The sequence below is a fragment of the Citrobacter sp. On2M genome, assembly GCF_018035235.1.
Classification (GTDB): Bacteria; Pseudomonadota; Gammaproteobacteria; order Enterobacterales; family Enterobacteriaceae; genus Citrobacter; species Citrobacter meridianamericanus.
The window spans coordinates 322,142-346,957 of the sequence record NZ_WPCV01000002.1; the positions used below are offsets into that span (position 1 = coordinate 322,142).

General features: G+C 51.9%; 24 protein-coding genes and 1 tRNA gene. 8 read left to right on the forward strand and 17 right to left on the reverse strand.

Translation table 11 applies throughout. The features are described from left to right. The first annotated feature begins 159 nt into the window (after positions 1–159). Positions 160–462, forward strand: a complete 303-nt coding sequence (locus On2M_RS03760) for a BrnA antitoxin family protein (protein ID WP_210904401.1) — start codon at positions 160–162, stop codon at positions 460–462. A 63-nt stretch (positions 463–525) separates the two neighbouring features. Here the strand turns inward: On2M_RS03760 and yjiA are convergent, their stop codons facing one another. The 4 genes from yjiA to On2M_RS03780 form a co-directional block, all read right to left on the reverse strand. Further along, on the reverse strand, positions 526–1,482 hold the full coding sequence (yjiA, locus tag On2M_RS03765) for a GTPase (protein ID WP_210904402.1): 957 nt from the start codon (positions 1,480–1,482) through the stop codon (positions 526–528). A gap of 12 nt (positions 1,483–1,494) precedes the next feature. Further along, a complete protein-coding gene (locus tag On2M_RS03770) occupies positions 1,495–1,689 on the reverse strand; it encodes a YbdD/YjiX family protein (protein WP_003830038.1) in 195 nt (64 codons plus the stop codon). Positions 1,690–1,891: 202 nt separating this feature from the next. Next, positions 1,892–4,042 (reverse strand): carbon starvation CstA family protein, encoded by a 2,151-nt coding sequence (gene btsT, locus On2M_RS03775; protein ID WP_210904403.1) that lies wholly within the window; start codon positions 4,040–4,042, stop codon positions 1,892–1,894. Positions 4,043–4,331: 289 nt separating this feature from the next. Next, positions 4,332–4,874, reverse strand: a complete 543-nt coding sequence (locus On2M_RS03780; protein WP_187253680.1) for a hypothetical protein — start codon at positions 4,872–4,874, stop codon at positions 4,332–4,334. Positions 4,875–5,065: 191 nt separating this feature from the next. Between On2M_RS03780 and tsr the strand changes: the two genes are divergently transcribed. Beyond that, positions 5,066–6,727, forward strand: a complete 1,662-nt coding sequence (gene tsr, locus On2M_RS03785) for a methyl-accepting chemotaxis protein (protein ID WP_187253681.1) — start codon at positions 5,066–5,068, stop codon at positions 6,725–6,727. Here the strand turns inward: tsr and On2M_RS03790 are convergent. From On2M_RS03790 to On2M_RS03800, 3 genes are all read right to left on the reverse strand, one after another. After that, positions 6,724–7,239 (reverse strand): GNAT family N-acetyltransferase, encoded by a 516-nt coding sequence (locus On2M_RS03790; RefSeq protein ID WP_171862075.1) that lies wholly within the window; start codon positions 7,237–7,239, stop codon positions 6,724–6,726. The two genes, tsr and On2M_RS03790, sit on opposite strands and share 4 nt — an antisense overlap. Positions 7,240–7,291: 52 nt before the next feature. Beyond that, positions 7,292–8,653, reverse strand: a complete 1,362-nt coding sequence (locus tag On2M_RS03795; RefSeq protein WP_151216654.1) for an MFS transporter — start codon at positions 8,651–8,653, stop codon at positions 7,292–7,294. A 213-nt stretch (positions 8,654–8,866) separates the two neighbouring features. Beyond that, entirely contained in the window at positions 8,867–9,781 is a 915-nt protein-coding gene (locus On2M_RS03800) for a GntR family transcriptional regulator (RefSeq protein ID WP_086550806.1), read from the reverse strand. A gap of 137 nt (positions 9,782–9,918) precedes the next feature. Between On2M_RS03800 and On2M_RS03805 the strand changes: the two genes are divergently transcribed. After that, the gene (locus tag On2M_RS03805) at positions 9,919–10,941 is read left to right on the forward strand and encodes a zinc-binding alcohol dehydrogenase family protein (protein ID WP_151224518.1); all 1,023 of its coding nucleotides are present in this window, start codon (positions 9,919–9,921) and stop codon (positions 10,939–10,941) included. A gap of 13 nt (positions 10,942–10,954) precedes the next feature. Further along, positions 10,955–12,400, forward strand: a complete 1,446-nt coding sequence (locus On2M_RS03810) for a tagaturonate reductase (RefSeq protein ID WP_210904404.1) — start codon at positions 10,955–10,957, stop codon at positions 12,398–12,400. 42 nt (positions 12,401–12,442) lie between these two features. Here On2M_RS03810 and opgB read toward each other — a convergent pair whose 3' ends face one another. From opgB to On2M_RS03840, 6 genes are all read right to left on the reverse strand, one after another. Then, positions 12,443–14,734: a phosphatidylglycerol--membrane-oligosaccharide glycerophosphotransferase gene (gene opgB, locus On2M_RS03815; RefSeq protein WP_210904405.1), complete on the reverse strand. Its 2,292-nt coding sequence runs from the start codon at positions 14,732–14,734 to the stop codon at positions 12,443–12,445. A gap of 229 nt (positions 14,735–14,963) precedes the next feature. Beyond that, the gene (locus On2M_RS03820; protein WP_210904406.1) at positions 14,964–15,455 is read right to left on the reverse strand and encodes a DUF2501 domain-containing protein; all 492 of its coding nucleotides are present in this window, start codon (positions 15,453–15,455) and stop codon (positions 14,964–14,966) included. Between the two features lie 69 nt (positions 15,456–15,524). Beyond that, on the reverse strand, positions 15,525–16,262 hold the full coding sequence (gene dnaC / locus On2M_RS03825) for a DNA replication protein DnaC (protein WP_061067183.1): 738 nt from the start codon (positions 16,260–16,262) through the stop codon (positions 15,525–15,527). A gap of 2 nt (positions 16,263–16,264) precedes the next feature. Further along, positions 16,265–16,804 carry a primosomal protein DnaT gene (gene dnaT / locus On2M_RS03830; protein ID WP_210904407.1) on the reverse strand — a complete coding sequence of 180 codons (540 nt, stop codon included), beginning with the start codon at positions 16,802–16,804 and terminating at the stop codon, positions 16,265–16,267. Positions 16,805–16,911: 107 nt separating this feature from the next. Further along, a complete protein-coding gene (locus On2M_RS03835) occupies positions 16,912–17,385 on the reverse strand; it encodes a threonine/serine exporter (protein WP_151216661.1) in 474 nt (157 codons plus the stop codon). Further along, positions 17,376–18,152: a threonine/serine exporter ThrE family protein gene (locus tag On2M_RS03840; RefSeq protein ID WP_187253686.1), complete on the reverse strand. Its 777-nt coding sequence runs from the start codon at positions 18,150–18,152 to the stop codon at positions 17,376–17,378. Before On2M_RS03840 ends, On2M_RS03835 begins: the two co-directional genes overlap by 10 nt. 464 nt (positions 18,153–18,616) lie before the next feature. Here On2M_RS03840 and On2M_RS03845 point away from each other — a divergent pair, with 464 nt between their 5' ends. Next, positions 18,617–19,342, forward strand: a complete 726-nt coding sequence (locus On2M_RS03845; RefSeq protein WP_151216662.1) for a response regulator transcription factor — start codon at positions 18,617–18,619, stop codon at positions 19,340–19,342. Further along, a complete protein-coding gene (gene bglJ / locus On2M_RS03850; protein WP_151216663.1) occupies positions 19,303–19,980 on the forward strand; it encodes a DNA-binding transcriptional activator BglJ in 678 nt (225 codons plus the stop codon). Before On2M_RS03845 ends, bglJ begins: the two co-directional genes overlap by 40 nt. 44 nt (positions 19,981–20,024) lie before the next feature. On the opposite strand, the gene On2M_RS03855 is transcribed toward bglJ, so the two are convergent. Continuing rightward, positions 20,025–20,483, reverse strand: a complete 459-nt coding sequence (locus On2M_RS03855) for a YbaK/EbsC family protein (RefSeq protein WP_151216664.1) — start codon at positions 20,481–20,483, stop codon at positions 20,025–20,027. A gap of 365 nt (positions 20,484–20,848) precedes the next feature. On the opposite strand from On2M_RS03855, the gene On2M_RS03860 reads away from it, so the two are divergent. Further along, a complete protein-coding gene (locus On2M_RS03860; protein WP_210904408.1) occupies positions 20,849–22,192 on the forward strand; it encodes a PTS sugar transporter subunit IIC in 1,344 nt (447 codons plus the stop codon). Positions 22,193–22,221: 29 nt separating this feature from the next. Here On2M_RS03860 and fhuF read toward each other — a convergent pair whose 3' ends face one another. Together fhuF and On2M_RS03870 are read right to left on the reverse strand one after the other, a co-directional pair. After that, complete coding sequence (gene fhuF / locus On2M_RS03865; protein ID WP_210904409.1) at positions 22,222–23,010, reverse strand: siderophore-iron reductase FhuF; 789 nt, start codon at positions 23,008–23,010, stop codon at positions 22,222–22,224. Between the two features lie 108 nt (positions 23,011–23,118). Beyond that, positions 23,119–24,195 carry a diguanylate cyclase gene (locus On2M_RS03870; RefSeq protein WP_151216667.1) on the reverse strand — a complete coding sequence of 359 codons (1,077 nt, stop codon included), beginning with the start codon at positions 24,193–24,195 and terminating at the stop codon, positions 23,119–23,121. A 255-nt stretch (positions 24,196–24,450) separates the two neighbouring features. Between On2M_RS03870 and On2M_RS03875 the strand changes: the two genes are divergently transcribed. Next, positions 24,451–24,687: a DUF1435 domain-containing protein gene (locus On2M_RS03875; RefSeq protein WP_151216668.1), complete on the forward strand. Its 237-nt coding sequence runs from the start codon at positions 24,451–24,453 to the stop codon at positions 24,685–24,687. Between the two features lie 39 nt (positions 24,688–24,726). Here the strand turns inward: On2M_RS03875 and On2M_RS03880 are convergent. Then, positions 24,727–24,812 (reverse strand) — tRNA-Leu (locus On2M_RS03880). Positions 24,813–24,816: the final 4 nt, after the last annotated feature.

The window sequence follows — 24,816 nt, forward strand, 5'->3', positions numbered from 1 at the left end:
CATCCTATCAACAGCAAATGTGATGTTATTTCCAACAATTTCGCTATAATCATAAGATAATTGTAGATACATTTTTGTATATACAATTAGGGATGAAATACATGCCAATAGAGTTTGAATGGGATGCAAACAAGGCACAAAGCAACCTGAGGAATCATTATGAACATGGTTAAGCATAAACGCGGCAGCATATCTGCGCTGAGTGCTCAGCATAAGGCTGAACTGAAAGCGCTGGCGAATAAACCGGACGATGATATCGATTACAGTGACATTCCCGTGACCGAAGATAAGCAGTGGTCAGAGGCCACACGCGGTAAGTTTTTCCGTCCGTTAAAAACGCAGGCCTCGGTGCGTATTGATGCCGATGTGATGGAGTGGCTGAAACGTCCAGGAAAAGGATATCAGACGCGCCTTAATGCCATTTTGCGCGAAGCGATGCTGCGCGAGCAAAATAAGAAATAGTCAGAATATACTGGGGCAGTGAATGCCGGATGGCGGCGGCGCCTTATCCGGCCTACGAAAAATCTACTTCTTCAACCTCGCAAACGCGGCTCTGATCTCGTCTTCCGGCAGGTTAATGCCGATAAACACCAGTTGGCTGTACGGTTGTTCGTCGCCCCACGGGCGGTCCCAGTCGGCGCTGTACAGGCGCTGGACGCCCTGGAACAGCAGGCGGTTTGGCTCGCCTTCAATCCACAGCATACCTTTGTAGCGCAGCAGCTTCTCAGCGGATTCCAGCAGCAGGTTTTCCATCACTCGGGACACGTCGCTGATGTTCACCGGGTAATCCAGCTCGACGACGATCGAGGAGATATCGTTTTGCTTGTCGGCGATAAAGTGGAAGCGCGGTTTGGCGCTGACCACGTTCTCTTCCAGCATGAAACCGTTGGTGTCGAACAGCAGAGAGAGGTCGATATCGCCATGCGTGACGGTATACACCGGGGCGCGGGCGTTGATGCGCGCCAGGCGCTCACGCAGTTTTTCGCTTTCGCCTGCCACATCGGTTTTGGTCAGCAGGATGCGGTCGGCGTAGCCCACCTGAGACTGGGCAATGGTGAACTGGTTCATCTGCTCGTCGGCATGCACCGCGTCAACCAGCGCAATCACGCCGTCCAGCAGGTAGCGTTCGCAAATTACTTCATGGGAGAAAAAGGTCTGAATAATCGGACCGGGATCGGCCATGCCGGTGCATTCGATCACCAGACGGTCGAAATTGATGGTGCCTTTGTCGAGGTTGTCGAGCAGATCGAGCAACGCGTCTTCCAGTTCGCTCGAACGGGTGCAGCAGATGCAGCCGTTGGTCAGGGTTTTGATCTGTGTTGCGCGATCGCCAATCAGCTGATCGTCCACCGAGACTTCGCCGAATTCGTTTTCGATAACGGCAATCTTGTAACCGTGCTGCTCGTTAAGAATATGGCGCAGCAGGGTAGTTTTACCCGCGCCAAGAAAACCGGTGAGTAGGGTAACTGCAATCGGGGTCATTCACTTCTCCTTCTAACAGCAACTGCTTCCGCCGCTACCGTAGCGGGCTTCCTGGCGCTCGCGGAAGAATTCTTCGTAGGTCATGTACGGCTTATCGGGATGGTTGGTCTTCATGTGCTCGACGTAGTTGTCGTAGTCCGGAATGCCAATCAGCATCTTCGCCGCCTGACCGAGATACTTTTTTGCCTGACCTAAAGTACCAAACATAAAACGCCCCGGATATATGTTGAGCTCGTAGATGCAGGCTATTTCACTTGCCATTTTGACCGCGGGCAGTGCTCGCAATCCTCACGTACAGCGTGTACGCTCCGGTTGCTGCGCGCTGTCCGCGGCCAAACTGACTGCGCCAATTACGCCTGCGGCACTAAGTGATGTAGGCCGGGAGCGCAGCGCGCCACCCGGCTTCAGGTTAGTGATGTGAAGAGGTCTTCACGCCGCCTTCCGGCACCGGTACATACGGTGTCTCTTTATCAGAGCGACCGTTGATGGTACGGGCTTTCTGCCAGGTACGGAACCCGTAGAAAATGATGCTGTACACCACCACCAGGAACAGAATACTCAGGCCTGCGTTGGTGTAGTTGTTGATGACGATATGGTTCATATTGGCAATCTGCTGTGCGGTCAGTTCGCCGCCGTTAGCAATCTTCTCTTTGTACTGATTCGCCATGAAGAAGAAGCCTTCCATCTGCGGGTTGGTGCTGAACAGTTTCAGACCCAGCGCCCAGGTGGTGCAGATAAGCAGCCATACTGCCGGAACCACGGTAACCCAGATGTATTTGGTGCGTTGCATTTTAACCAGCACCACGGTGCCGAGAACCAGCGCCACGGCAGCCAGCATCTGGTTAGAGATACCGAACAGCGGCCACAGGCTCTTAACGCCGCCCAGCGGGTCAACAACACCTTGATACAGCAGGTAACCCCACAGGCCTACGCAGCCCGCAGTACCAATGATACCCGCAACCAGAGAGTCGGTTTTCTTCAGGAACGGAACGAAGTTACCCAGTAAATCTTGCAGCATAAAGCGGCCAGAACGGGTACCGGCGTCCAGTGCGGTCAGGATGAACAGCGCTTCGAACAGGATACCGAAGTGGTACCAGAAGCCCATGTCAGCCATCGGCAGCACTTTATGGAACACGTGGGCGATACCAACGGCCAGCGTCGGTGCGCCACCTGCGCGGTTCAGAACAGACGGCTCGCCGATGTCTTTCGCGGTTTGCAGGATCTGCTCAGGTGAAATCACAAAGCCCCAGGAGCTGACGGTTGCCGCTGCGTGTGCGGTAACGTCTTTCAACTGCGCCATAATCAGCGGGGCGTTCTCACCGCTCATTTCATGCAGGTTCGGCATGGTGATGCCAAGGCCCGCAGGCGGGGTGTTCATTGCGAAGTACAGACCCGGTTCGATGATGGACGCAGCAACCAGCGCCATAATCGCCACGAAGGATTCCATCAGCATCGCGCCGTAACCAATGAAACGCGCGTCGGTTTCACAAGCCAGCAGCTTCGGTGTGGTACCGGAGGCGATCAGCGCATGGAAGCCAGATACCGCACCACACGCGATGGTGATGAACAGGAACGGGAACAGAGCGCCTTTCCACAGCGGGCCAGTACCATCAACGTACTGGGTCATTGCCGGCATTTTCAGTTCCGGGTTGAGGATAACAATCCCCACCGCCAGACCAACGATAACGCCGATTTTCAGGAAGGTAGCCAGATAGTCGCGCGGAGCGAGGATCAGCCATACCGGCAGCAGCGCAGAGATAAACGCGTAGCCGATCAGGGTAAAGGTAATAGTGGTGTCTTTAAAGGTCAGGGCCGGGCCCCAGAATGGGTCGTGCGCAATCACGCCGCCGAAGTAGATGGAGGCAACCAGCAGCACAATACCAATCACCGACACTTCACCCACACGTCCTGGTCGCAGGAATCGCATGTAGATACCCATGAACAGTGCGATAGGTACGGTTGAGCAGACGGTGAACACACCCCACGGGCTTTCCGCCAGCGCTTTTACCACGATCAGCGCCAGTACTGCGAGGATGATGATCATGATTAAGAAGCAACCGAACAGCGCAATGGTTCCCGGCACCGGGCCCATCTCTTCTTTGATCATCTCACCCAGAGATGCGCCGTTACGGCGAGAAGAGATAAACAGCACCATGAAGTCTTGCACCGCACCGGCCAGCACGACGCCCGCCAGCAGCCACAGCGTACCAGGCAGGTAGCCCATCTGCGCAGCCAGTACCGGTCCAACCAGCGGACCGGCACCTGCGATAGCGGCAAAGTGGTGACCAAACAATACGTTACGGTTGGTTGGAACGTAGTTCAGACCATCATTATTGATGACCGCCGGCGTGGCGCGCGTCGGGTCAAGTTTCATCACCTTTTGGGCGATGTACAAACTGTAGTAACGATAAGCCACCAGATAAACAGAAACTGAGGCGACCACGATCCACAGGGCACTGATGTGCTCACCCCGACGTAATGCCACTACCGAGAGGCAGAATGCACCGATGATTCCGAGAATCACCCAGGGTATGTGCTTGAATATCTTTTTCGTATCCATAGTAAAACCTGGTATCTAATTAATAATTGGCCGAAGCCGCGTGGGTTTGATCTTGTGTTTGAGGAGGTAAATTGACTGCTATGTTGCGAGGATCTTGCCAGATAATTACGCGCGTAAAGTAAAGTAAATAAGTGAGCGGTTATATGTCAGCTTAAGCGGTCCCAAGTGTCAGCGAGCGGTAAGCTGTTGGGATTAATGGAGGGGTTTTTGTGATTGAGATCACGGCATTATAGTGTCCGCTTGCTGATATGCCGTGTTTTTCCACTGACAGAGCATTTCATTGGGAGACTCAGATTACGATATAACAATAAGGCGTTTGTTCGATGTCTCTGAGCAACACATGTTTCTTACGTGATTTAGTCAGGTAATATTTTTCATCCAAATAGTAGTCAATAAGTTCATTGAGGCGCTCTTTATCTATCCGGGGCGTTACTCCCAGCGTCCAGAAGCTACGCAGCGCTAATTCCGAACGTTTGATTTTGGCGCTTTTAACCAAATCAGCAATCATATTTCTGACGCAGCTTGTCGGATCCTGGTTCTGCTTGAGTTCAAGTGCAATGTAGCTGTCCAGCGTCCAGCCTTTTTTCCGCAACAAAAAATCTGCACGCACAGACAATCGCTGTGGATTTTTTCGCAGATCGCAAGCGAGGGTTTGTTCACGCCACCATTCATGACCCGTCGAAGCCAACAGATTAGCGAATTCTATCTGCATCCAGACTTCCCAACCGGAGATGTTGTACTGATCAATGATATTGAGCTTTTGGCGAATATCTTCGCGTTCAAAAAAGTGGTGCGCGAGGGTGGATAGGTGATCAAAATCGCGATTTAACATAGAGGCATCCTTTCCTTAAAAAACGGGAATCCTACACCTAAGGCGCAACGGAACGACTAATTTTTTACGTAATTTGTCATAGGGAACGGTATTTAATGCGAAAACGATAATTCTGTGGCAATTGCTGACACCATAAAGTTTTCTCTTTCCAGGCCGAAAACCAGAGTATCTGTCTAGCGGAAAGAGAAAACATGTTAAAACGAATGAAGATTGTTACCAGCTTACTGCTGGTATTGGCGCTGTTTGGCCTTTTACAGCTCGCCTCGGGCGGCCTGTTCTTTAACTCACTTAAGAATGACAAAGAGAACTTTACCGTTCTGCAAACCATTCGCCAGCAACAGTCTGCGCTGAACGCCACCTGGGTTGAGCTGCTGCAAACACGTAATACTTTGAACCGGGCGGGTATTCGCTACATGATGGATCAGAGCAATATTGGCAGCGGTGCGACCGTTGCTGAGCTGATGCAAGTAGCCAGCACCGCGCTGAAACTGACGGAAAAAAACTGGGCGCTTTACGAGTCGCTGCCACGCGATCCGCGCCAAAGCGAAGCTGCATTCCAGGAAATCAACCGCACTTACGACATCTATCATGGTGCGTTGGCGGAACTGATCCAGTTACTGGGTGACGGGAAGATCAACGCGTTCTTCGATCAACCGACTCAGAGCTATCAGGATGGTTTTGAGAAAGCCTATATCAACTATATGCAGCAGAACGATCGTCTGTATGACATCGCAGTGGCTGATAACAACAGTTCTTACAGCCAGGCGATGTGGGTGCTGGTCTGCGTGCTGATTACTGTACTGGCGGCAATCATTGCGGTCTGGTTTGGTATCAAACTGACCCTTATCTCCCCAATGAACCGTCTGATCGACAGCATTCGCCATATCGCCAGCGGCGACCTGGTGAAGCGCATTGACGTGGAAGGTTCCAACGAGATTGGACAGTTGGCGGAAAGCCTGCGCCATATGCAGGGTGAGCTGATGAACACCGTAGGGGATGTGCGTAACGGTGCCAACGCGATTTACAGCGGGGCCAGCGAGATTGCCATGGGCAATAATGATCTCTCCTCGCGTACCGAACAGCAGGCGGCTTCTCTTGAGGAAACCGCAGCCAGCATGGAACAGCTGACGGCAACCGTGAAGCAGAACGCCGAAAACGCGCGCCAGGCCAGCCATCTGGCGCTGAGTGCTTCGGAAACCGCGCAGAAAGGCGGCAAAGTGGTGGATAACGTCGTGCAAACTATGCGTGACATCGCTTCCAGTTCGCAGAAAATCGCCGACATTATTAGCGTCATCGACGGCATTGCTTTCCAAACTAACATTCTGGCGCTCAACGCCGCGGTAGAAGCCGCGCGTGCGGGTGAACAGGGGCGTGGTTTTGCGGTGGTTGCGGGTGAAGTTCGTAACCTGGCCCAGCGTAGTGCGCAGGCCGCGCGCGAGATCAAGAGCCTGATTGAAGACTCGGTCAGCCGCGTAGATGTCGGTTCAACGCTGGTTGAAAGCGCCGGTGAAACCATGGATGAGATTGTCAATGCAGTGACCCGCGTGACCGATATTATGGGTGAAATCGCCTCCGCTTCTGACGAGCAGAGCCGCGGGATCGACCAGGTCGGTCTGGCTGTTGCCGAGATGGATCGTGTCACGCAGCAGAACGCCTCGTTGGTGGAAGAATCCGCCGCCGCCGCCGCCGCGCTGGAAGAACAGGCCAGCCGTCTGACTCAGGCCGTTGCCGTGTTCCGTATTCAGCATGACCAGCAACGCGCACGTGACGTTGCCGCTGCCAAGCCGGTGTCAACGGTCCAGCCGCGTAAAGCTGCGGTAACGGATGCCGGGGATAACTGGGAAACGTTCTAAGTAAGCATCAGGCGCATGGCGCAGCGTGATTCATACGCCAGGCCATGCGCCGCTTCCTCTTCTCTTTTCTGGCGCAGTAATACAGGAAGCGTCTCATCAGCCAGTAGCTCAAAACCCAGTCGCGCGTACAATGGCGCATTCCACGGCACATCGCGGAAGGTGGTCAGCGTGAGCGACGTATAACCTTTCGCACGCGCCTGCCCGGCAACATAGCTAAGCAATCTGCGGCCAATGCCTTTTCCCTGCCACGCCTGATGCAGCGACAGTTCCGCAATAAACAGCGATGAATCCAGTGCTTCGGCGACTAAAAAACCGACCGGATGCTCATCGGCCTGCGCCAGCCAGCTCAAGCCAGCGGCAGCAAATGCGCGATGCCGGGCAGCCGGCATAATCTGGTCGTCAGCAATCCACGCCAGTTCCGGGATGTGTAAAAAACGTTGCCCCGCCGATCGTTCGATCGCGGGAAGCGCAGCGGTGTCTGCCAGCGTGGTGGAACGTAAGATGATGTTCATTTGTCGAGCATAACATGCCCGATAAGCGCGGTGTTATCGGGCATCGTGAGGATTAATCTTTACGCGGATCGCTGATGGGCTGGCGCACCAGGAAGATGTAGGCGAGAGCGCCCACCATGGTGACGCAGCCGCAGATGATCAGCGCCAGACGGAAAGAGTTGGTGGTATCAACAATAAATCCGGTGACGATCGGTGCGAATGACGCGCAGATGAAGCTGGCGAAGTTCTGGATACTGCCCACGGAGGCGGTCATGCGTGAAGCCACCGCCACGTGGATCAGACCCCAGCAGGATGTTCCGGCGAAGTGGATACAGAACAGCGCCATGCCGATCAGTAACACCGCAGCCATTGACGTTGTGGCCTGTGGTACGACGAAGGTGAAGGCCGCAGAACAGAACATCCCGGCGATAATACAAATCTTACGGCTCTTAATCGGCGCCATACCGCCTTTCACCAGCCAGTCGGTGACAAAACCATTAATCAGCATGCCGGCTGCACCAAACAGGAACGGGATCGCCGCCATTAATCCGGTGCTTTTTAAATCCAGATTGTAGGAGGTTTGCAGGTAGCCCGGCAGCCATGCCAGATATAACCATGCGGTGTAGTTGATGCCGCTAAAGCCCAGCATCATGCCCCACATCGTGCGATTGCGAAACAGGCTGCGCCATTCGGCAAAGCTCAGGGGATCGCGGCGGGCATTGACGCTACCGGCGTTCAGGTACGCCTGTTCGGTGGCGCTCAGTGCAATCTGCTCGCGGTTGCGATACAGCATGTACCAGCCGATGGCGAGGAAAATGCCCAGCACGCCGATGGTAATAAACATCCAGCGCCAGCCCATCACCAGCATCATGGCAGCCAGAATCGGCGGGCTAATGGCTACACCGATGGTGGAAGCGGCGTTGAATAATCCCATCGGGCGGCCGCGCTCTTTGATGTTAAACCAGTCGTTGATGACCTTTACGCCGCACGGGTTCATTGGCGCTTCGCCGATCCCCATCCCGATACGCACCAGCACAAACTGAGTGAAGCTGTGTACCATGCCGGACATCGCCTGAAACAGCGACCAGAAGAACATCCCCAGTCCGAGCATAATGCGCGGACCTTTGCGATCCAGAAGTGGGCCGCAGGGGAGCTGGGCAATACCGTAAGCGAGCGAAAATACCGACAGCAGCACGCCGATTTGCGTGGCGCTCAACCCCAGCTCTTCACGAATCGTTAAGTTAGCAACCGACAGAGAACTGCGGTCGAGATAATTAATTACCGCAGCAAAAAATAATAAAATCATTGCCGTGGTCTGAATGCGTTTTATTCGGCTACTGCGTTGCACCATGCCTTCAGAAGGAACATTTATATCCGCAGATGACGACGTGCCAAACGAAGAACTCGGGTCGAGGGTAATATTATTTTTTTCCACGCCGGACTCCTGAACCTCAATAATTTATTATTCACACAGCCGGGCTGTGCAGTATTGAAAAAATACCAGTGATGAAAAAATTTACTCATCACTGCTCACAAAAGTTTTTAATGCAGTCGACTTAGCGTGAGCATAGGCAAGAGGTATTTTTCCGGCGTTTTTATTTTTATAAAATCGTGCTCCCGGTAATAGTTTGCTGTTTTTTATCGGTACTTAATGTGCGGCGCGATGACTTTGGTTGATGGAACGAATCATCGATTGTTTAGCTGAATTCAAATGGTTACATAGCGCCAGCGTGGCATCCAGGTCGCTGCGGCAAATCAGCGCGCTGAGGATGGTCATATGCTCATCGATGGCAATGATGTTGCGTTGTTTGAGGTCGCTCTCATCCCACTGATAGTGGAAGTGGAAAATCACGGAGATGATTTCAAGTGATTGATTAAAAAATATATTGTCGGCAGCGGAGAGCAGTAAAGCATGAAACTCACGGTCTAACTGCGAGAACATACGAAAGCTGCTGCCGATGCTGTCGCGCAGGATCCGGTGGCGCTCAAGCAGCGTTTTCGCCTGCAGCCAGCGGGGGTCATCGTCGGGCAGATTGAGAAAATGCTGCAGGGAATGGGTTTCCAGCATTTCTCTGAGTTCAAACAGTTGTTCCGCATAGGCCTGATCGAACTGCTTCATGCTCCACTGACCGCGTTTTTCGTTTTTAATCAGGTTGTAACGTTCGAATTTTAAAAGATATTCCCGTACCACTACCGGGCTTACCCCCGCGGCTCTGGCAAGCTGCAGTTCGGAAAAACTCTCGCCCGCGCGCAGCTGGCGCTGGTTGATCATAGTGAAAAAAGCCTGCTCAAAAATCCGGTTTTGCTCGGTCATGGAGGCGGTGGTGCAGGCAAAACCGTCATCATGGTCAGGTTTACGCACGATGACATAGTGGCTACCGACCTGGGTTAGCACCCCGCACTCGCCTAGGTGGCTCAGCATATGGCGCACGGTAGTGCGGCTGATGTTGTACATCTCCGCCAGCGCACTTTGCGAAGGAAGTGGGGAAGGGATATGACCCCGCGCCATATCATCGATTATCTGGTTAATCACATTGTGGCGTAAGTTTTGTGAACGGCTCATGGCTTCTCCTTTTTGCCTATTAAAACCCGATTTAAAACATTTTTATGCGCTGGAATTCACAGATTGTGTTTCTGTTTTCTCCGGCTTTTTTATTTTCGTTGATATCTGAGGCAACAGAAAAACAGGAGAGCAGAATCATGTCTACGATGAATACGTTGATTTGCCAGGAACCTAAAAAATTAGTCTGGAAAGAGCGCGAAATACCTATTCCGGGTGAGGGTGAGGCATTAATTAAAATTAAGTCGGTAGGAATTTGTGGTACCGATATTCATGCCTGGGGCGGCAATCAGCCTTTTTTCAGCTACCCACGTGTATTAGGTCATGAAATATGTGGGGAAATTGTCGGGCTGGGAAAAAATATACAGAATCTGAAAAATGGGCAGCAGGTGGCGGTTATTCCTTACGTGGCCTGCCAGCAGTGTCCGGCATGCCTGAGCGGGCGTACCAACTGCTGCGAGAAGATTTCAGTGATCGGCGTGCATCAGGATGGCGGTTTCAGTGAATATCTGTCCGTTCCGGTGACCAACTTACTGGACGCGCAGGGGATTGACCCGCAGGCGGCGGCGCTGATTGAGCCTTACGCCATCAGCGCGCATGCGGTACGTCGGGCGGCGGTGGCGCCAGGTGAGCAGGTGCTGGTGGTTGGCGCCGGCCCGATTGGTCTGGGCGCTGCGGCGATTGCCAAAGCCGATGGCGCACAGGTGGTGGTCGCCGATACCAGTCCGGCACGCAGAGAGCATGTGGTTTCCCGCCTGGGGCTCCCGGTTATCGATCCGTCCGCTGACGATTTTGATGTGCAGCTGCGTGATCAGTTTGGCGGTTCGCTGGCGCAAAAGGTGATTGATGCCACGGGGAATCAGCATGCGATGAACAATACGGTGAATTTGATTCGCCATGGCGGCAGCATCGTTTTTGTTGGGTTGTTCAAAGGTGATTTGCAGTTCTCTGACCCTGAATTCCACAAGAAAGAAACCACCATGATGGGCAGTCGCAACGCCACACCGGAAGATTTCGCCAAAGTCGGCCGCCTGATGTCGGAAGGCAAATTGACCGCCGACATGATGCTCACGCACCGTTACGCCTTTGCCACACTGGCAGAAATCTACGAGCGGGATGTGATCAACAACCGTGAACTGATTAAAGGCGTGATTACGTTCTGAGAGGGAAAACAGGATGAATACATTGAATCGACGTGATTTTGCGGGGGCCAGCTACCCAACGCGCGTGATCCAGTTTGGAGAAGGTAACTTTCTGCGGGCGTTTGTCGACTGGCAACTGGATATTCTCAACGAATACACCGATTTGAACGCGGGCGTGACCATTGTTAGGCCAATTAATACCAATTTCCCGCCGTCGCTGAATACCCAGGACGGGCTGTATACCACGCTTATTCGCGGGCTAAACGAGCAGGGTGAGACGGTGAGCGAGGCGCGGCTTATCCGGTCGGTGAATAACGAAATCAATCCGTATGAGGACTTCGCGGCGTATCTGGCGCTGGCGCACAATGCGGATATCCGCTTTGTGTTTTCGAATACCACCGAAGCCGGAATAAGCTATCACCCGGCAGACTGCGTGGATGATGCGCCGCCGGTGAGCTTTCCAGCCAAACTGACGCGCCTGCTGCTCGAGCGCTTTAATCAGTTTGCTGGGGCGGCGGATAAGGGCTGGGTAATTATCCCGTGTGAGCTTATCGACTATAACGGTGAGGCGCTCAAATCCCTGGTGCTGCGGTATGCGCAGGAGTGGCATCTTCCTCCGGCGTTTGCCGACTGGGTGGAGACGGCAAACACGTTCTGTTCCACGCTGGTCGACCGCATTGTCACCGGCTACCCGCGAGAAGAAGCCGCCGCGCTGGAAGCTGCGCTTGGCTATCACGATGCGTTTCTCGATACCGCGGAGCATTTTTACCTGTTTGTGATCCAGGGGCCGCAGTGGCTGGCAGAGGAGCTGAAGCTGGCTCAGTGTCCGCTGAATATCCGTGTAGTGAGCGATATCAAACCGTACAAAGAGCGCAAGGTCGCCATTCTCAATGGCGCGCATACGGCGCTGGTACCTGTAGCATGGCTGTGCGGGCTGGAGACCGTTGGCGAGGCGATGCAGGATGCCGATGTCCGCCGTTTTGTTGAACAGGCGATTAGCGAGGAAATTATACCGGTATTGGATCTTCCGGCGGATGAACTGCGTGAGTTTGCCAGCGCGGTGAACGGGCGTTTTCGAAACCCCTACATTCGTCACCAGTTGCTTTCCATTGCGCTTAACGGGATGACCAAATTCCGCACCCGAATTTTGCCGCAACTGCTGGCGGGTGAGAAAAATGGGCGTTGGCCCGTGCGGTTAACGTTTGCCCTTGCTGCGCTGCTGGCGTTTTATCGCGCAGAGCGGGATGGGGAACGCTATCCGATCCAGGATGACGAGCAGTGGGTCAGTCTGTATGCCAGCCTGTGGCCGCGAGTTGGCAGTGATTTAACGCTGCGTGAGCTGGTCGATGCCGTGCTCGGAGATGCGGCGCACTGGGGAGATGATTTGACGTTGTTGCCTGGGCTTGCCGGGCAGGTAACGACCAACCTGGAGATGATTCTGGCGCAGGGGATGCGCCAGGCAGTGAAAAGTCTGGAATAAGGTTGCCATGCAGCGCCCGGTGTAGTGTTGGGCGCTGTTTTTTTACCCCTGAGCAGCCACTACTTTGATTTCAACCATCCCGATCCCCAGCTTTCGCGGCGAGTGGCCGAGAATATTGCCCTCGTTGGTGGCAACCGGATCGGGCGGGACAATCACCAGCGTATCGGCATCCGCCGGGTTTTCAAAATGTAAGGTGGTGGTGGTGACATCGTGGCCTAACACCAGCGTCTGTTCCTCGTTGCCAACACGCACGGGAATAGGGCGATTAGCGTTGTCGCCGAAAGCTTTCGCGGTGATGACCAGATCGAATTTCTTCGGCAGCGGGGCCTTGTATTCGATGGTTACCTCTTTGCTGAGCTGCGCATTGGACCAGCGCCCCCAGGATTCGGGTCGTGATATACCGCTAAACTGTTTCACCTCTTCCGGTGCGCCCGCCACGTTGAAGACGAAACTATCGGCTTTGTAACGGATGTCGTTATCGACAATTTTCAGCGTATCGACGTTACCTTTGTAGCGCTCTATGTCGATCACCGTGTCTTTAAATACGGTTTTACTTTTCCATTTGGCTTTGTCGACGTGCTGCACAATTTGCCGCCCACCTAACTGACCCTGTGAAACGCACCAGTCGGTAGAGAGCGCCAGCTCCGGCGCCCACAGCTGCGCCATTTTGTAGCAGCGATCGACCCAGACAAAGTTATCGCGCGGGGCAAAATCAGCCAGTTGGAAGCGCAGCGGGGCCGAGTATTCGCTTTCCGGTAGCGGCTCGACGCGTTTGTCAGATACCCGCAAAAGCAACGGCAGGCGGAAATGGCTGCCGGAGAAAGAGATCATGTTTTTGTCCTGGTCGACGGTGAACTCTTTCATCTCTTTCGGGAAATTCCACAGGCGAATGATATCGGGTTTCCACGCCAGCATTTTTTCTTTGATGTTCATGAACACTTCCGATACGGATTCGCTCGACAGGCTGCTGCGGCCAAGGCCGATAAAGTTATCGCCGCCGAGAATATCCAGTACCGTTGCCCCGTTATCCATGGTGTTACGCTTTACCGCCAGCGTATCCTGCTGCGGCTGGTCGCCGCGCAGCACGAAGAACAGGTTGTTGCGATCCTGCTTGTTCAGGTACTTCCATGCAGTGTTGTTCATCGCCAGATGATCAGAAGACACTACGATCACGGTGTCTTTAAACCACGGAGAGGCTTTAATTTTATTGATAAATTCAGCGATATTTTCCTGACTGCAGCTGACCGCGCTGAACGACTGGTTGGCCTTCCCGTCGATGTCATAACGTTTACGGTTACAGCTACGTGAGATAAATCCATCCGGATGATGGGTATCCACAGTCAGGGTAAACAGTGAAAAGCGCTGGCCCGAGCGCGAAAGTTCTTCGAATTTTTTCCACGCTTCGCCCAACACGGTGTCGTCGTAGAAACCCCAGTCGTTACGATAGGCCGGATCCGCCACCACGCTTTTTAACTCTTCCGCGCCGTACAGATGGTCAAAGCCGTGAGATTTCAGGAACACGTCTTTGCCGGCAAAGCGCAGGTTGGCACCCTGCACGAAGTAATTCTGATAGCCGGAGTTTTTCAGGATATCGCCCAGACAGATATTGTTGGGGAAGAAGCTGGAGACCGACGCCGAGGCGTTGCCTTCAAACGGCGCAAACAGCGGAATACCGCACTGGGAGGCAACCATCCCGGCGATGGTGTAATCGGTACCCGGCAGCTGCATGGTATTGCTGAAATCCAGACCTTCGTTTTGTAACGCGCCGAGTTCCGGGGTCAGATCCGGGAAGGCATCGTTGTTAAAATAGGTGCGCTCAAGACTTTCGCCGTAGATATAAACCAGGTTCAGCTTCGGATTGGGAATGGTTTTCGACGGCTCTTTATAATACGTCGCGAAATCCGGATCGCCATCGCGCGATTGCGACTTAACCAGCTCGGTTATCTGGTGAAACGCCGGGCTGGCGTCAACGGAAGCCAGTGCCAGCAGCAGGGCCAGCAGACTGTAACCCACATGATGCGGGTGATGGCGACGGCGGCGCAGGATCCAGCCGAGCGCGACAAAAACGGTCGTCAGCACCAGCGCGATGCCGACGCCCGGCAAAATATATTTTCCAATCCCCGCGCCGGTCAGGCTGTTGGTCAACGTGTACAGAACCGCGTCATTGATCCCTTCACCGGTGAAATAGTCACTGGCGTACAGCGTGATATTCAGGACAATAAAAATCCCCAGCACCGTTAACGTGGCAGCAAACCACCAGGTGTTGCGACCCGCTTTCCAGGCGTAAATCAGCACTGAAGCGAGAAACAGAGTAATGGAGATTAATTCTGACAACGGTCGATCCTCAGTAAACCAGGCACATGCCTTGCAGGCTAATCATTCGGGGAAAGCACAATGTAATAGCGATGTAACATTGCTGCAATTGTAGTGACATTAAATTACGTTGTTATTCAGAATTGGTTTAGATATGCGTATTTTTTGCGGGGAAAAACTAGTTATTTGATACGTGAATGTTTTGGCGTAAGGAATGATGCCGCGCAGGCTGTACGCGGCAATTCAGGCATCAGGAAATGAAGTTCATCCCCTGTTTTAACACCAGATCGCAGGCTTTGGTTTTTACCTGCTTCGCCAGCGAGCTGTTACCGATGGTATTCAGGTCCAACTGTTGACCATCTTTGGCGTTGAGCAGACCCTGAATACCGTCCATATAGTTGGTGTCTTGTTTTTGCTCAGGCGCGCTGAGGCCCAGTTTATCCAGCACCTGGTTTTTGACGTTTTGCGTGTCGGTGACCGAGGCCAGTTTCTGTTTTGCGCAATATTCCAGGATCCCGGCGGCATTATTCATGCTGCTGGAGGTCAGCGACTGATTGCTGCCATTCAGCAGGCTGGTCAGGGAAGAGAGCGACGAGCTGCTCCGCGAGCCTGAACTTTGTTTGCTCAGTTCGCTGGCCGCGCTGGAGAGCGAATCCTGCCAGGAGGCGGCAAAAACGCTGGTGGAGATAAGCGTGCTGGCGGCAAGCGCACAGCACAGCAGACGTTGGTGTGTTTTCATCATGATAAGCAACTCGTGTTATGCCTTTCAGCGCAGTATAGCGCTGGCTGTCTTAAGAGTGGTCCTAATACGTTAATACTCTTTACCGGTTACGCGACTACGGTAGCTTTCCCAGTTAAAGATAACCCACAGGCTGTTGCCAAGGCGCATACGGTCCATTACGCGCTCACCCAGCAGTTTGTTCATTTCATCCATATTACTGTTAGTCAACATACCGGTCGGGCGTTTTGAAGACGAGCGGCGATCGACGATCTGGTTGATGATCACTTTTTCGTAGCGGGATTCAGTTTGCATGCCGATCTCATCGATCACCAACAGATCCACGTTGCTCAGATCGTTAAGCAACTGTTCTTCGCTGGTTTCACGATTACTGAAGGTTTCTTTCATCGCCGACATAATATCGGCGACGGTAATGATCAGTACCGACTTGCCGCGCAGCAGCAGTTCGTTGCAGATGGCAGCGGCCAGATGGTTTTTGCCCGTGCCGGGCTTGCCGGAGAAAATAAAGCTGGCGATGTTGCCGTCAAACTCTTCAACGTACTGGCGGGCTTTGCTCAACGCATTCATCTGACCTTCGCACTCCACCCGATAGTTATCGAACGAACAGTTCTGATGCAGCGGACGGATACCGGAACGGTTGAAAGTGCGCTGCATTTTCATGGCCCGGTTTTCACGGGCCAGCGCGGCGGCGCGAATTTCACCTTGCTCTTTTTGCCATGCCAGCAGTTCTTCGCCCGTTTTAAATGCGGGCTCGACATTAGGCGGCATCATTTTTTGCAGACGTTTCATCAGGTCGCCAACGTTTTTCATCGTTATCCTCTAAAACCCGGTGGAATATGGCTGTCAGGCTCGCTGACATTGTTCACATCGCGCTTCGGCATTCCGCCATTGCTGGCCCGGCCAATCTGGATGCTGCGCGCCAGTTTTTGCTGCCACTGAATATGGTGAAAGACTTTGCCTTCGGCCTGCCAGTACGCGACGAATGAGGCCAGTTCCTCGGCGGTGACGGGTTCTCTTAGCGCCACGCCCCACAGGGCAGCCTGGCGCTGAAAGTCGGCATCGGGCTGCCAGTCAGCGTACATCGCAAATTTCCCCATTGGCACCGTAACGGGGACGGCCTGCGGCTCTTCATAAAATTGTGCATCCAGCGTCACATCGCTTCCCGGGCGTGACAGCCTCTCTTCAAGCGCCAACAACTCAGCCAGTCGTGCAGGCGTCACCGCGTAAAACGCTGGCGCGTTATTGGCAAATACGGCTACGGCGCCGCCCGTTGATTTGGCCAGCACTGCGTGGTGATCGTGTAGTAAGGCGTCAATGCTAGTGACGTCCGGCGTCAAAATTTTGCAGGGCATAATGTTTCTCAATACTGAACAACAACCGAGAAGGGAACTGCTTTTATAGTAACACAGAGAAGAGAGAGAGCAGCAGATGAGGGGGAGATTCCCCCTCTGTGGCGTGCTTAAACGCGCGGGCGTTTGCGATACAGCCATAATCCCGGTACGGACAGGCCGATGGAGAGCGCGCCGACAATCGATGAGGCTTTCAGGAAATTGGTTAACAAGGTGATCATCAACGCTTCGCTGTAGCCAAAATGGCCGATTTTTACCGCCGAGATCATCGCGGTGTAGGCGGAGATCCCTGGAAACATGGGGATCACCGCCGCGACGGTGAAGACTTTTGGATGCGCCAGATACCAACGTGACCACTGGATCCCAATGCAGCCGACCAGTAGCGAGGCCATAAAGGTCGACCATTCAATATTAAGTCCTGCGCTCATCATCACCATGCGTGAACCATGTCCGAGTGCGCCGAGTAACGCGCACCAGGGTAGCGCCCGATGCGGTACGTTAAAGACCATAGCAAAGCCAAGCGCCGGGATCGCCGCCAGGATCATGTCTTGCATCAGCGCCAAAATGAAATCGATCACGCCCATCCGCGTAGCCCCCATAAGGTCATCGACATGACCACGCCAATGCAGGTTGCCAGTGTCAGTAGGCTGGCAATAGCCCAGCGGGCGAGTCCAGTATTAATGTGTCCTTTAAACATATCCGCGACGGAGTTGATCAACGGAAACCCCGGAACCAGCAGCAGCACGCTGGCGGCCATGGCGATGTTTGGGGTGTGGTTAAACGTCGGCAACGTCAGCAGCAGACCTGAAATCGTTGTCGCCACAAAAGCCGTGATGCAGAAGTTAATTTGTGGGTGTAAATGCCGGGACGCCAGAATCTGGCGGATATACATCGCCACCATACTGGCGAAAAAGGTGATCACCGCGCCATCCCATCCGCCGTTATTGAGTTTACAAAAGCAGGCGCAGGATAAACCGACCATCAAGGCGACCAACCATCTTGGATAGCGCAGCGGCTTAATTTGGCTAAAGCGCTTCTCTACGCCTTTAACATCCAGCAGTTTGTGTTCCGCCAAAATTACGATGTGCTGCACTTCCGTGACGACGTGCATGTTAATCCCGCGATCCTGATTTTTTCGCGTTGATGTCAGACACTGCCCGTCTTGAATGGTAGTCAGGACGATAGCGTTAGAAGAGATGGCGCTTTCTACACTGTCCATGCCAAGTGCCAGTCCAAGCCGGGTGGATAGCTCGTCAACCAGCGCGCTTTCTGCCCCATGCTGAAGTAAAAAAAGACCGCATTGAATACACAACCGTGTAACTGTCCGCTGTGACGACTGCTCTGTTTGCATGGCTCGCTCTGGCTGAAAAGGATCTCATGGAGTGATGAATGTTTACTTTTATCATGAAGCATGAGCTTGTTGGCTCTGCTAAGATCAATTTTTGTGTTGAAAAAAGACGCAGGCCGCGTGCCTGAGCCATTTGAACATCTCATCAGCTTATCAATAAAGAAGTCTCTCACCGAAATGTAACGTTATTCATCCAGATAGCAAATACATAAGCCAAGCTAACGATCTATTGTAGTACTTTTAATTGTACAGATAATATTTTTATAGGTAATTGTGTAATAATGGTTCGATAGATTGACGCTATTTGGATTATAGCGCCAAAGTGTCTGTTTAATTAAATCATAAAGCCAAGGATAAACAATTCACCCCGTTTATTGTTCGGAGTATTTTCCTGTGGATTAATTTTATTAATTCATCAAGGAATTTTGAATAAGTGCGATTACGGACTGGTGAGTGGTGGAGGGGATATGTTGCCAGGACGCTGCAAAAACGCAATTATTATTAGTAAATTACCTATTATACAAACTGGGTTAAAAGGTGTAATGCAGGCACAGTTTGCCGATTACGAGCTGACCTACTGCCGCTCCGTCGAAGAACTGACTTTGCTGCAGCTGCGTTGTGCCAATCTGGTTATTGCTGATTTAACCGGAGACTGTAATCATCCTCGTTCAGTCTGCGAACAATATTATTCTTTATTATCCCAATACCGTGATATCCACTGGGTATTTCTTGTATCTCGTCATTTTTATCCTCTGGCCATTGAACTGCTAATGTGCCCTGTTAGTTCGCTGTTATCTGACGCCGAACCGATTGAAAGTTTAGTAAATGTCATCCACGCGGGGAATACCCGTGCGGAGAGAATCAGCAAGGCGTTGCTCTCTCCGCCAGCTATACCGCAATTAATGGATAACAACGTGCGGTCAATTGTTCTCACCCTTTCTGAAAGGAAAGTGTTGCGGCTCTTAGGGAAAGGATGGGGAATTAACCAGATTGCGACGTTGCTAAAGAAAAGCAATAAAACAATCAGCGCTCAAAAGAACAGTGCTATGCGTCGTTTGTCGATTCATAGTAATGCAGAAATGTACGCCTGGATAAACAGTTCTCAAGGATCGCGAGAACTGAATTTACCTTCAGTCTATGGAGAAACCACGGAATGGAAAGCAGAAACATCAAAAGAAACGTCGCGCTGGTAGAGAAGTGCGCAATGAGTAGTGTCGGTATTAAGAGTTTGTTTAATACCATGTCGGATGACCAATACAAACTTCATATCTTTTCGAGCCAACCTGCATTTAGTCAGGCAATGTTAAAAACGTCGTTTTCGGCGGTTATTTTTTCCCTCTCTGCAATCAGAACTGACCGCAGGGCCGGTTTAGCTTATATGATGGAACTGGCGGAAAAATTTCCGCGTATTCGCCGGGTGGTAATTGTTGATGATGACGTAGAGGCGCGATTAATCGGCTCTTTGTCGCCCTTGCCGTTAGATGGGGTTGTGAGCAAATCGTCTTCGTTAACGGTGCTGCAGGATGCGCTATTCACGGCATTGAATGCTCCCTGTCGGGGATCCGAAGGTGCAAAAAACCATTGGTATATCAATCAAAGCCGTATGCTCAGTCCAACAGAACGAGAAATACTGCGCTTTATGTCGAATGGTTATTCAATGCCGCAGATTGCCGTTCAGTTGGAACGAAATATTAAAACCATCCGGGCACATAAATTTAATGTGATGTCCAAACTGGGTGTGAGCTCAGATGCCGGACTGCTGGATGCTGCAGATATTCTGTTGTATCTGCGCGCAGGTGAGTCTGCACCATTTCTACAGACGGCTTCTTAACTCGTTACGTGCTGGGGTGAACAACCGGCACGGGCCGTATAACTTTACTGACAGACATCCACCCAGGTGGCTGAAGTTAGTTGAGCCATTCTTTCAGGCGTGATGCGAACCGCGCTGTGGATGGCCCCTGCAGCGGGCAGCACTTCTGCATAGTGTTTCAGGGAGACATCGCAGTATACCGAAATCGGCGTTTCCAGCCCGAAAGGACATACGCCGCCAACGGGATGACCTGTCGCATTCACTACTTCATCGCTACTCAGCATACGGGCTTTGGCACCAAAGGTACTTTTAAGCTTTTTGTTATCCAGTCGGGCATCACCTTTGGCGACTACCAGAATAATGTCGTTCTTCACCTTTAGTGAAAGTGTTTTCGCAATCTGGCCTGGTTCGACGTTATGGGCTTTTGCTGCCAACTCGACGGTGGCTGTGCTCTGATCTAATTCGATAATCTCAATATCTGGCGCATGTTGCGCTAAAAATTGGCGTACTGATTGCAAACTCATTCTTCTCTCCAAATAGCCTACAGGCAGCTCCGTACAGCAAAAAACCGCATGGCGTAATTTGTCATAGGGTAAACCTCGCTGTAAATATTTAAATGTAACAATACGGCAACATTGGTAGTTTTTCGATCGTCTTCACAATCAAAGAAACCGGTTACAGTAACCGGTTGCAGAATGCTGAAATGGCGATTAATACTGATGTTGTCACTTCCTCTGTATCACATAATAAGAGCCATCTATGAAACTTAACTCAAAAAGCGGTAAGGCTGGTTTTTCTCCTGGCACGGTTGCGAATAGTAGGAATGGGTTTTACGTGGTGGTGTTGAAACCAGCACGGTTGCAGGGGTTAGCACAACGGGAGAACGGCTATGTCTTCTAACCATGCGGTATTTAATGCGATTTTCCGCTTTGTTGAAAATTACGTCAGCCCCGTCGCGGGGCGTATTTCTTCACAGCGTCATGTCATGGCAATTCGTGACGGTTTTATCTCGGCGATGCCTTTTATGATTGTAGGCTCGTTTCTGTTGGTTTTCGCCTACCCGCCTTTTTCTCCGGATACCACCTGGGGATTTGCCCGTGCATGGCTGGATTTGGCTAAACAGTTTGAAGGGCAGATACTTACACCGTTTGATATGACGATGGGGATTATGTCGGTCTACATATGTGCTGCTATTGCTTATAACCTGGGCAAGCACTATGTGAAGTCACATCAGTTAGATCCGTTTATGTGCGCGATGTTGTCGATCATGGCATTTCTGTTGATTGCTGCGCCAAAAACTAAAGGCACGATGCCAGTTGATAGCCTGGGCGGTACGGGGATTTTCACCGCCATCCTGGTGGCTATTTACTGCGTTGAAATGATGCGTTTTCTGAAGGCGCATAACATCGGCATTCGTTTGCCCGATCAAGTGCCGCCGATGATCAAAAACTCCTTCGATCTGCTGATCCCGGTGCTGGTGGTGGTGCTGACGCTATACCCGCTGAGCCTGGTCATACAGTCACAGTTTGACATGTTGATCCCGCAGGCCATCATGGCCATCTTTAAACCACTGGTATCCGCCGCCGATTCTCTGCCGGCGATACTGCTGGCAGTACTGATCGGCCATCTGCTGTGGTTTGCCGGTATTCACGGCGCCGCGATTGTGTCGGGAATGCTGCAAATGTTCTGGCTCACCAATCTCGGGATGAACCAGTCGGCGCTGGCTCAGGGTACACCTTTACCACATATCTTTATGGAAGCGTTCTGGACGTTCTTTATCGTGGTTGGCGGTTCCGGCGCGACGATGGGGCTGGTAATTTGCTATCTGCGCAGTCGTTCGGCCCATCTACGCTCGATTGGGCGGTTGAGTGTGGTCCCCAGCATTTTTAATATTAATGAACCGGTGATTTTCGGTACGCCGATTGTCATGAATCCGGTGTTCTTTATTCCCTTCCTTCTGGCCCCAATGGTGAACGCCGTGCTGGCCTGGGCGGCGATGAAACTGGATTTAATTGGGCGGGTGATTTCAGTGGTTCCCTGGACCGCACCGGCACCCGTTGGCGCGGCATGGGCGTTAGGTTGGGATTATCGTGCGGCGCTCCTGGTTGTCCTGCTGGCGCTGGTGTCGGCTGTTATCTACTTCCCGTTCTTTAAGGTTTACGAAAAGCAGCTATTAGCGCAAGAAAATGAAGAAGCACAGCGTATAGAAGAGGAAAATCAGCAGGTTGCATAAAGTGTAGGTGGGGGGCTACGGCTCCTCGCTTACTTCAGCGTGCAGTCGCCGCATTGCTGAACATCGGGCAGACGATAGCGCTGGCAGCAGGTTCTGCGTACTAACAGTCCCTCGCGTAGAACAACGGTACGCCATAAAGGGTTATCCTGGCCGCAGGGGAGTTGTTTCTCAAAAAAGCAGGTCTGACGCAGCGTGTTCAGCAATTCTTCACCTAACAACGGCTTCATTTCCGTTAAGTACCAGTGAATTAAGTACCCCGTGTTGCTCCAGATAAGCTTCGCGTTGATCTCGCCTGTCGCTTCCAGTGCCTGCACAACCGGCGTTAGCGCTGAGAGAATCAGCGTTTCCATACGCTGTTGGGGAGACTGAGCCGTGGCCTGATGATCCTGATGCACGTCGATCCAGAAACAGGCTGCACGACCCGATTCGTGAAACTCTACGTGCATATGTTCTGGCGAGATGTCGATAGCCTCTTTTTGCGTCAGCAGGGCCACCATCAGTGGAGGCATCATCAGACCGATATACCACTGCGCCCAGAGAGAAATCAGCGGCTTATTTTCGCGGGGCAGCATGGGCTGATTGCGATAAATATGGTCTGAATAAACCGCGAGCAATGAACTTAGCGTCGTTGGTTGCGTCCATTCATGCAGCGTCATTGCTCCTGGCACTGGCGTTTCGTCCAGACGAATGAAATCCAGCAGGTGTTCTCGGGTTTTGGCTATCGTTGCGCGGACGGCAACAGCCAGCGAGGGCATCTTTGCAGGGAGATGACTACGCCAGATGACATCTTCAACGATCGGAGCGGAACGATAAGCCATGTTGATATAAGGATGTTAATCTAAATGATAATGATTTCTAATCCTATAATTGACACTGAACGATGGCAAGATCTTTGTCGCCATCCGGAGCGGTATCGCACAGATCGCTCAGGCAGAAGGGCAGTTTACCCTTAGCTCATCGCTGACCAGCGTGCTGTTGCGTCCAAGGTGCTTGGCTTCATAAAGCGCTTTATCCGCTTGAGCAATCGCGGCTTCAATATCCTGCTCAACCAGAGGCGCAATGCCGATACTGATAGTTACGTTGGTTGCCACGCTCTCATTAAACATGTGGGGAATTTTAAGGTCGTACACTTTCTGGCGAATGCGCTCGGCGGCAGCCTGAGCCTGTTGGGGATCGACCGCGGTCAGCAAAACCATAAACTCTTCGCCGCCAAAGCGCGCCACCACGTCCCGGGAACGCACGGAGTCACGAATCGCGGCCGAGACGCGGATTAGCGCCTGATCGCCCATCATATGACCGTAATGGTCGTTATAGGCTTTGAAATGGTCGATATCCAGCAGCAGGACGTAGTGCTTCGAGTTGCTCAGGGCCAATAGTGTATCGAGTCTGTGTTGCAGCCCCCGGCGATTGTACAAACCGGTTAGCGGGTCGAGCATGCTGAGACCGTTCAGGGTTTCCCGTTCTTCCAGTAGTTTGTGCATCAGTTGCTGGGCGAAGCCGTCGTAGCGCTTTTGTATCACATGCTGGATGGCGATCCCGGCCATGGGCAACGCCATAAAATAGAAAATTCGCAAACCATGCTCGCTGCCGTTCAGCCATAAACAGACGGCGACGGAAGGCAATGAGTGAAGCGTAAACGCGATGATATTATTGGCAAAAGCGATAGATCCAATAAACAAAACGCTGAGAAGCGCGATTAACAGAAAATAATAATCATTATGGCCTAGCGCGTTATATTTCAGGAAAATATGTAATGCCCAAAGCAAGCCAAAAACGATTGAAATAAAAGGAAGATTAATTCTTTTATCCGCATATTTGCCATGCCATGCCAGTAACAAAGTACTCATCACAAGTATCAGCAAAGCCGGTGCTGACAAAGCTTTGACGGCAAACAGGGGGAAAAAAAGCGTAAACAGCGCGGAGACTGCATTGAGTAACAGGAACAGTCGTAAAGAAAGTTGGTATTTTTTGGTGCGCAGAGTTCGCCAGGATTGTACTGTCATAGGTAAATATTGTTAGTTATCTGCAATGTACGAAGGTGAGTTGGTAAATAAAACAAATAACGAACGGGGTTTCATTCGCAGAGGTTTTTATTGTTTTTAGTTGAAAAGCTAACCGGCGAGCAATTTATCACCTTAAATTATTGATGTCATCAATCGTTAAGTAAAACTCATATAATTGATAGTGCCACATAGCTGACAAATGAGAAAATTTATCATATGATATTGGTTATCATTATCAGTGTGATAGGTGGTACCATGTTGCAACGTACGCTGGGCAGTGGTTGGGGTGTTCTGCTGCCAGGAATGCTTATTGCCGGGATGGCATTTAGTGACCTGTCGGTCTACGTATGGAAGGCGATGATTGTATTAGGATTACTACTGACTTCACTCATGTTATACCATGAGCGTTTACGGCACTTTGTTTTATTACCGTCATGCGCAGCACTGATCGGCGGCATTGTTCTGGTAATGATGAACTGGAATCAGGGATGAACAAAACAGGGAAGAAAATTGAGAGGGAAATAAGATAATTGGTGCGAGGGGGGGGACTCGAACCCCCACATCCTAAGGACACTAACACCTGAAGCTAGCGCGTCTACCAATTCCGCCACCTTCGCACAG

What these genes read in the sequence shown, in the direction of transcription:
- On2M_RS03760 (WP_210904401.1), top strand. Translation starts at nt 160, where the DNA reads ATGAACATGGTTAAGCATAAACGCGGCAGCATATCTGCGCTGAGTGCT.
- yjiA (WP_210904402.1), bottom strand. Translation starts at nt 1,482, where the DNA reads ATGACCCCGATTGCAGTTACCCTACTCACCGGTTTTCTTGGCGCGGGT.
- On2M_RS03770 (WP_003830038.1), bottom strand. Translation starts at nt 1,689, where the DNA reads ATGTTTGGTACTTTAGGTCAGGCAAAAAAGTATCTCGGTCAGGCGGCG.
- btsT (WP_210904403.1), bottom strand. Translation starts at nt 4,042, where the DNA reads ATGGATACGAAAAAGATATTCAAGCACATACCCTGGGTGATTCTCGGA.
- On2M_RS03780 (WP_187253680.1), bottom strand. Translation starts at nt 4,874, where the DNA reads ATGTTAAATCGCGATTTTGATCACCTATCCACCCTCGCGCACCACTTT.
- tsr (WP_187253681.1), top strand. Translation starts at nt 5,066, where the DNA reads ATGTTAAAACGAATGAAGATTGTTACCAGCTTACTGCTGGTATTGGCG.
- On2M_RS03790 (WP_171862075.1), bottom strand. Translation starts at nt 7,239, where the DNA reads ATGAACATCATCTTACGTTCCACCACGCTGGCAGACACCGCTGCGCTT.
- On2M_RS03800 (WP_086550806.1), bottom strand. Translation starts at nt 9,781, where the DNA reads ATGAGCCGTTCACAAAACTTACGCCACAATGTGATTAACCAGATAATC.
- On2M_RS03805 (WP_151224518.1), top strand. Translation starts at nt 9,919, where the DNA reads ATGTCTACGATGAATACGTTGATTTGCCAGGAACCTAAAAAATTAGTC.
- On2M_RS03810 (WP_210904404.1), top strand. Translation starts at nt 10,955, where the DNA reads ATGAATACATTGAATCGACGTGATTTTGCGGGGGCCAGCTACCCAACG.
- On2M_RS03820 (WP_210904406.1), bottom strand. Translation starts at nt 15,455, where the DNA reads ATGATGAAAACACACCAACGTCTGCTGTGCTGTGCGCTTGCCGCCAGC.
- dnaC (WP_061067183.1), bottom strand. Translation starts at nt 16,262, where the DNA reads ATGAAAAACGTTGGCGACCTGATGAAACGTCTGCAAAAAATGATGCCG.
- dnaT (WP_210904407.1), bottom strand. Translation starts at nt 16,804, where the DNA reads ATGCCCTGCAAAATTTTGACGCCGGACGTCACTAGCATTGACGCCTTA.
- On2M_RS03835 (WP_151216661.1), bottom strand. Translation starts at nt 17,385, where the DNA reads ATGGGCGTGATCGATTTCATTTTGGCGCTGATGCAAGACATGATCCTG.
- On2M_RS03840 (WP_187253686.1), bottom strand. Translation starts at nt 18,152, where the DNA reads ATGCAAACAGAGCAGTCGTCACAGCGGACAGTTACACGGTTGTGTATT.
- On2M_RS03845 (WP_151216662.1), top strand. Translation starts at nt 18,617, where the DNA reads ATGTTGCCAGGACGCTGCAAAAACGCAATTATTATTAGTAAATTACCT.
- bglJ (WP_151216663.1), top strand. Translation starts at nt 19,303, where the DNA reads ATGGAAAGCAGAAACATCAAAAGAAACGTCGCGCTGGTAGAGAAGTGC.
- On2M_RS03855 (WP_151216664.1), bottom strand. Translation starts at nt 20,483, where the DNA reads ATGAGTTTGCAATCAGTACGCCAATTTTTAGCGCAACATGCGCCAGAT.
- On2M_RS03860 (WP_210904408.1), top strand. Translation starts at nt 20,849, where the DNA reads ATGTCTTCTAACCATGCGGTATTTAATGCGATTTTCCGCTTTGTTGAA.
- fhuF (WP_210904409.1), bottom strand. Translation starts at nt 23,010, where the DNA reads ATGGCTTATCGTTCCGCTCCGATCGTTGAAGATGTCATCTGGCGTAGT.
- On2M_RS03870 (WP_151216667.1), bottom strand. Translation starts at nt 24,195, where the DNA reads ATGACAGTACAATCCTGGCGAACTCTGCGCACCAAAAAATACCAACTT.
- On2M_RS03875 (WP_151216668.1), top strand. Translation starts at nt 24,451, where the DNA reads ATGTTGCAACGTACGCTGGGCAGTGGTTGGGGTGTTCTGCTGCCAGGA.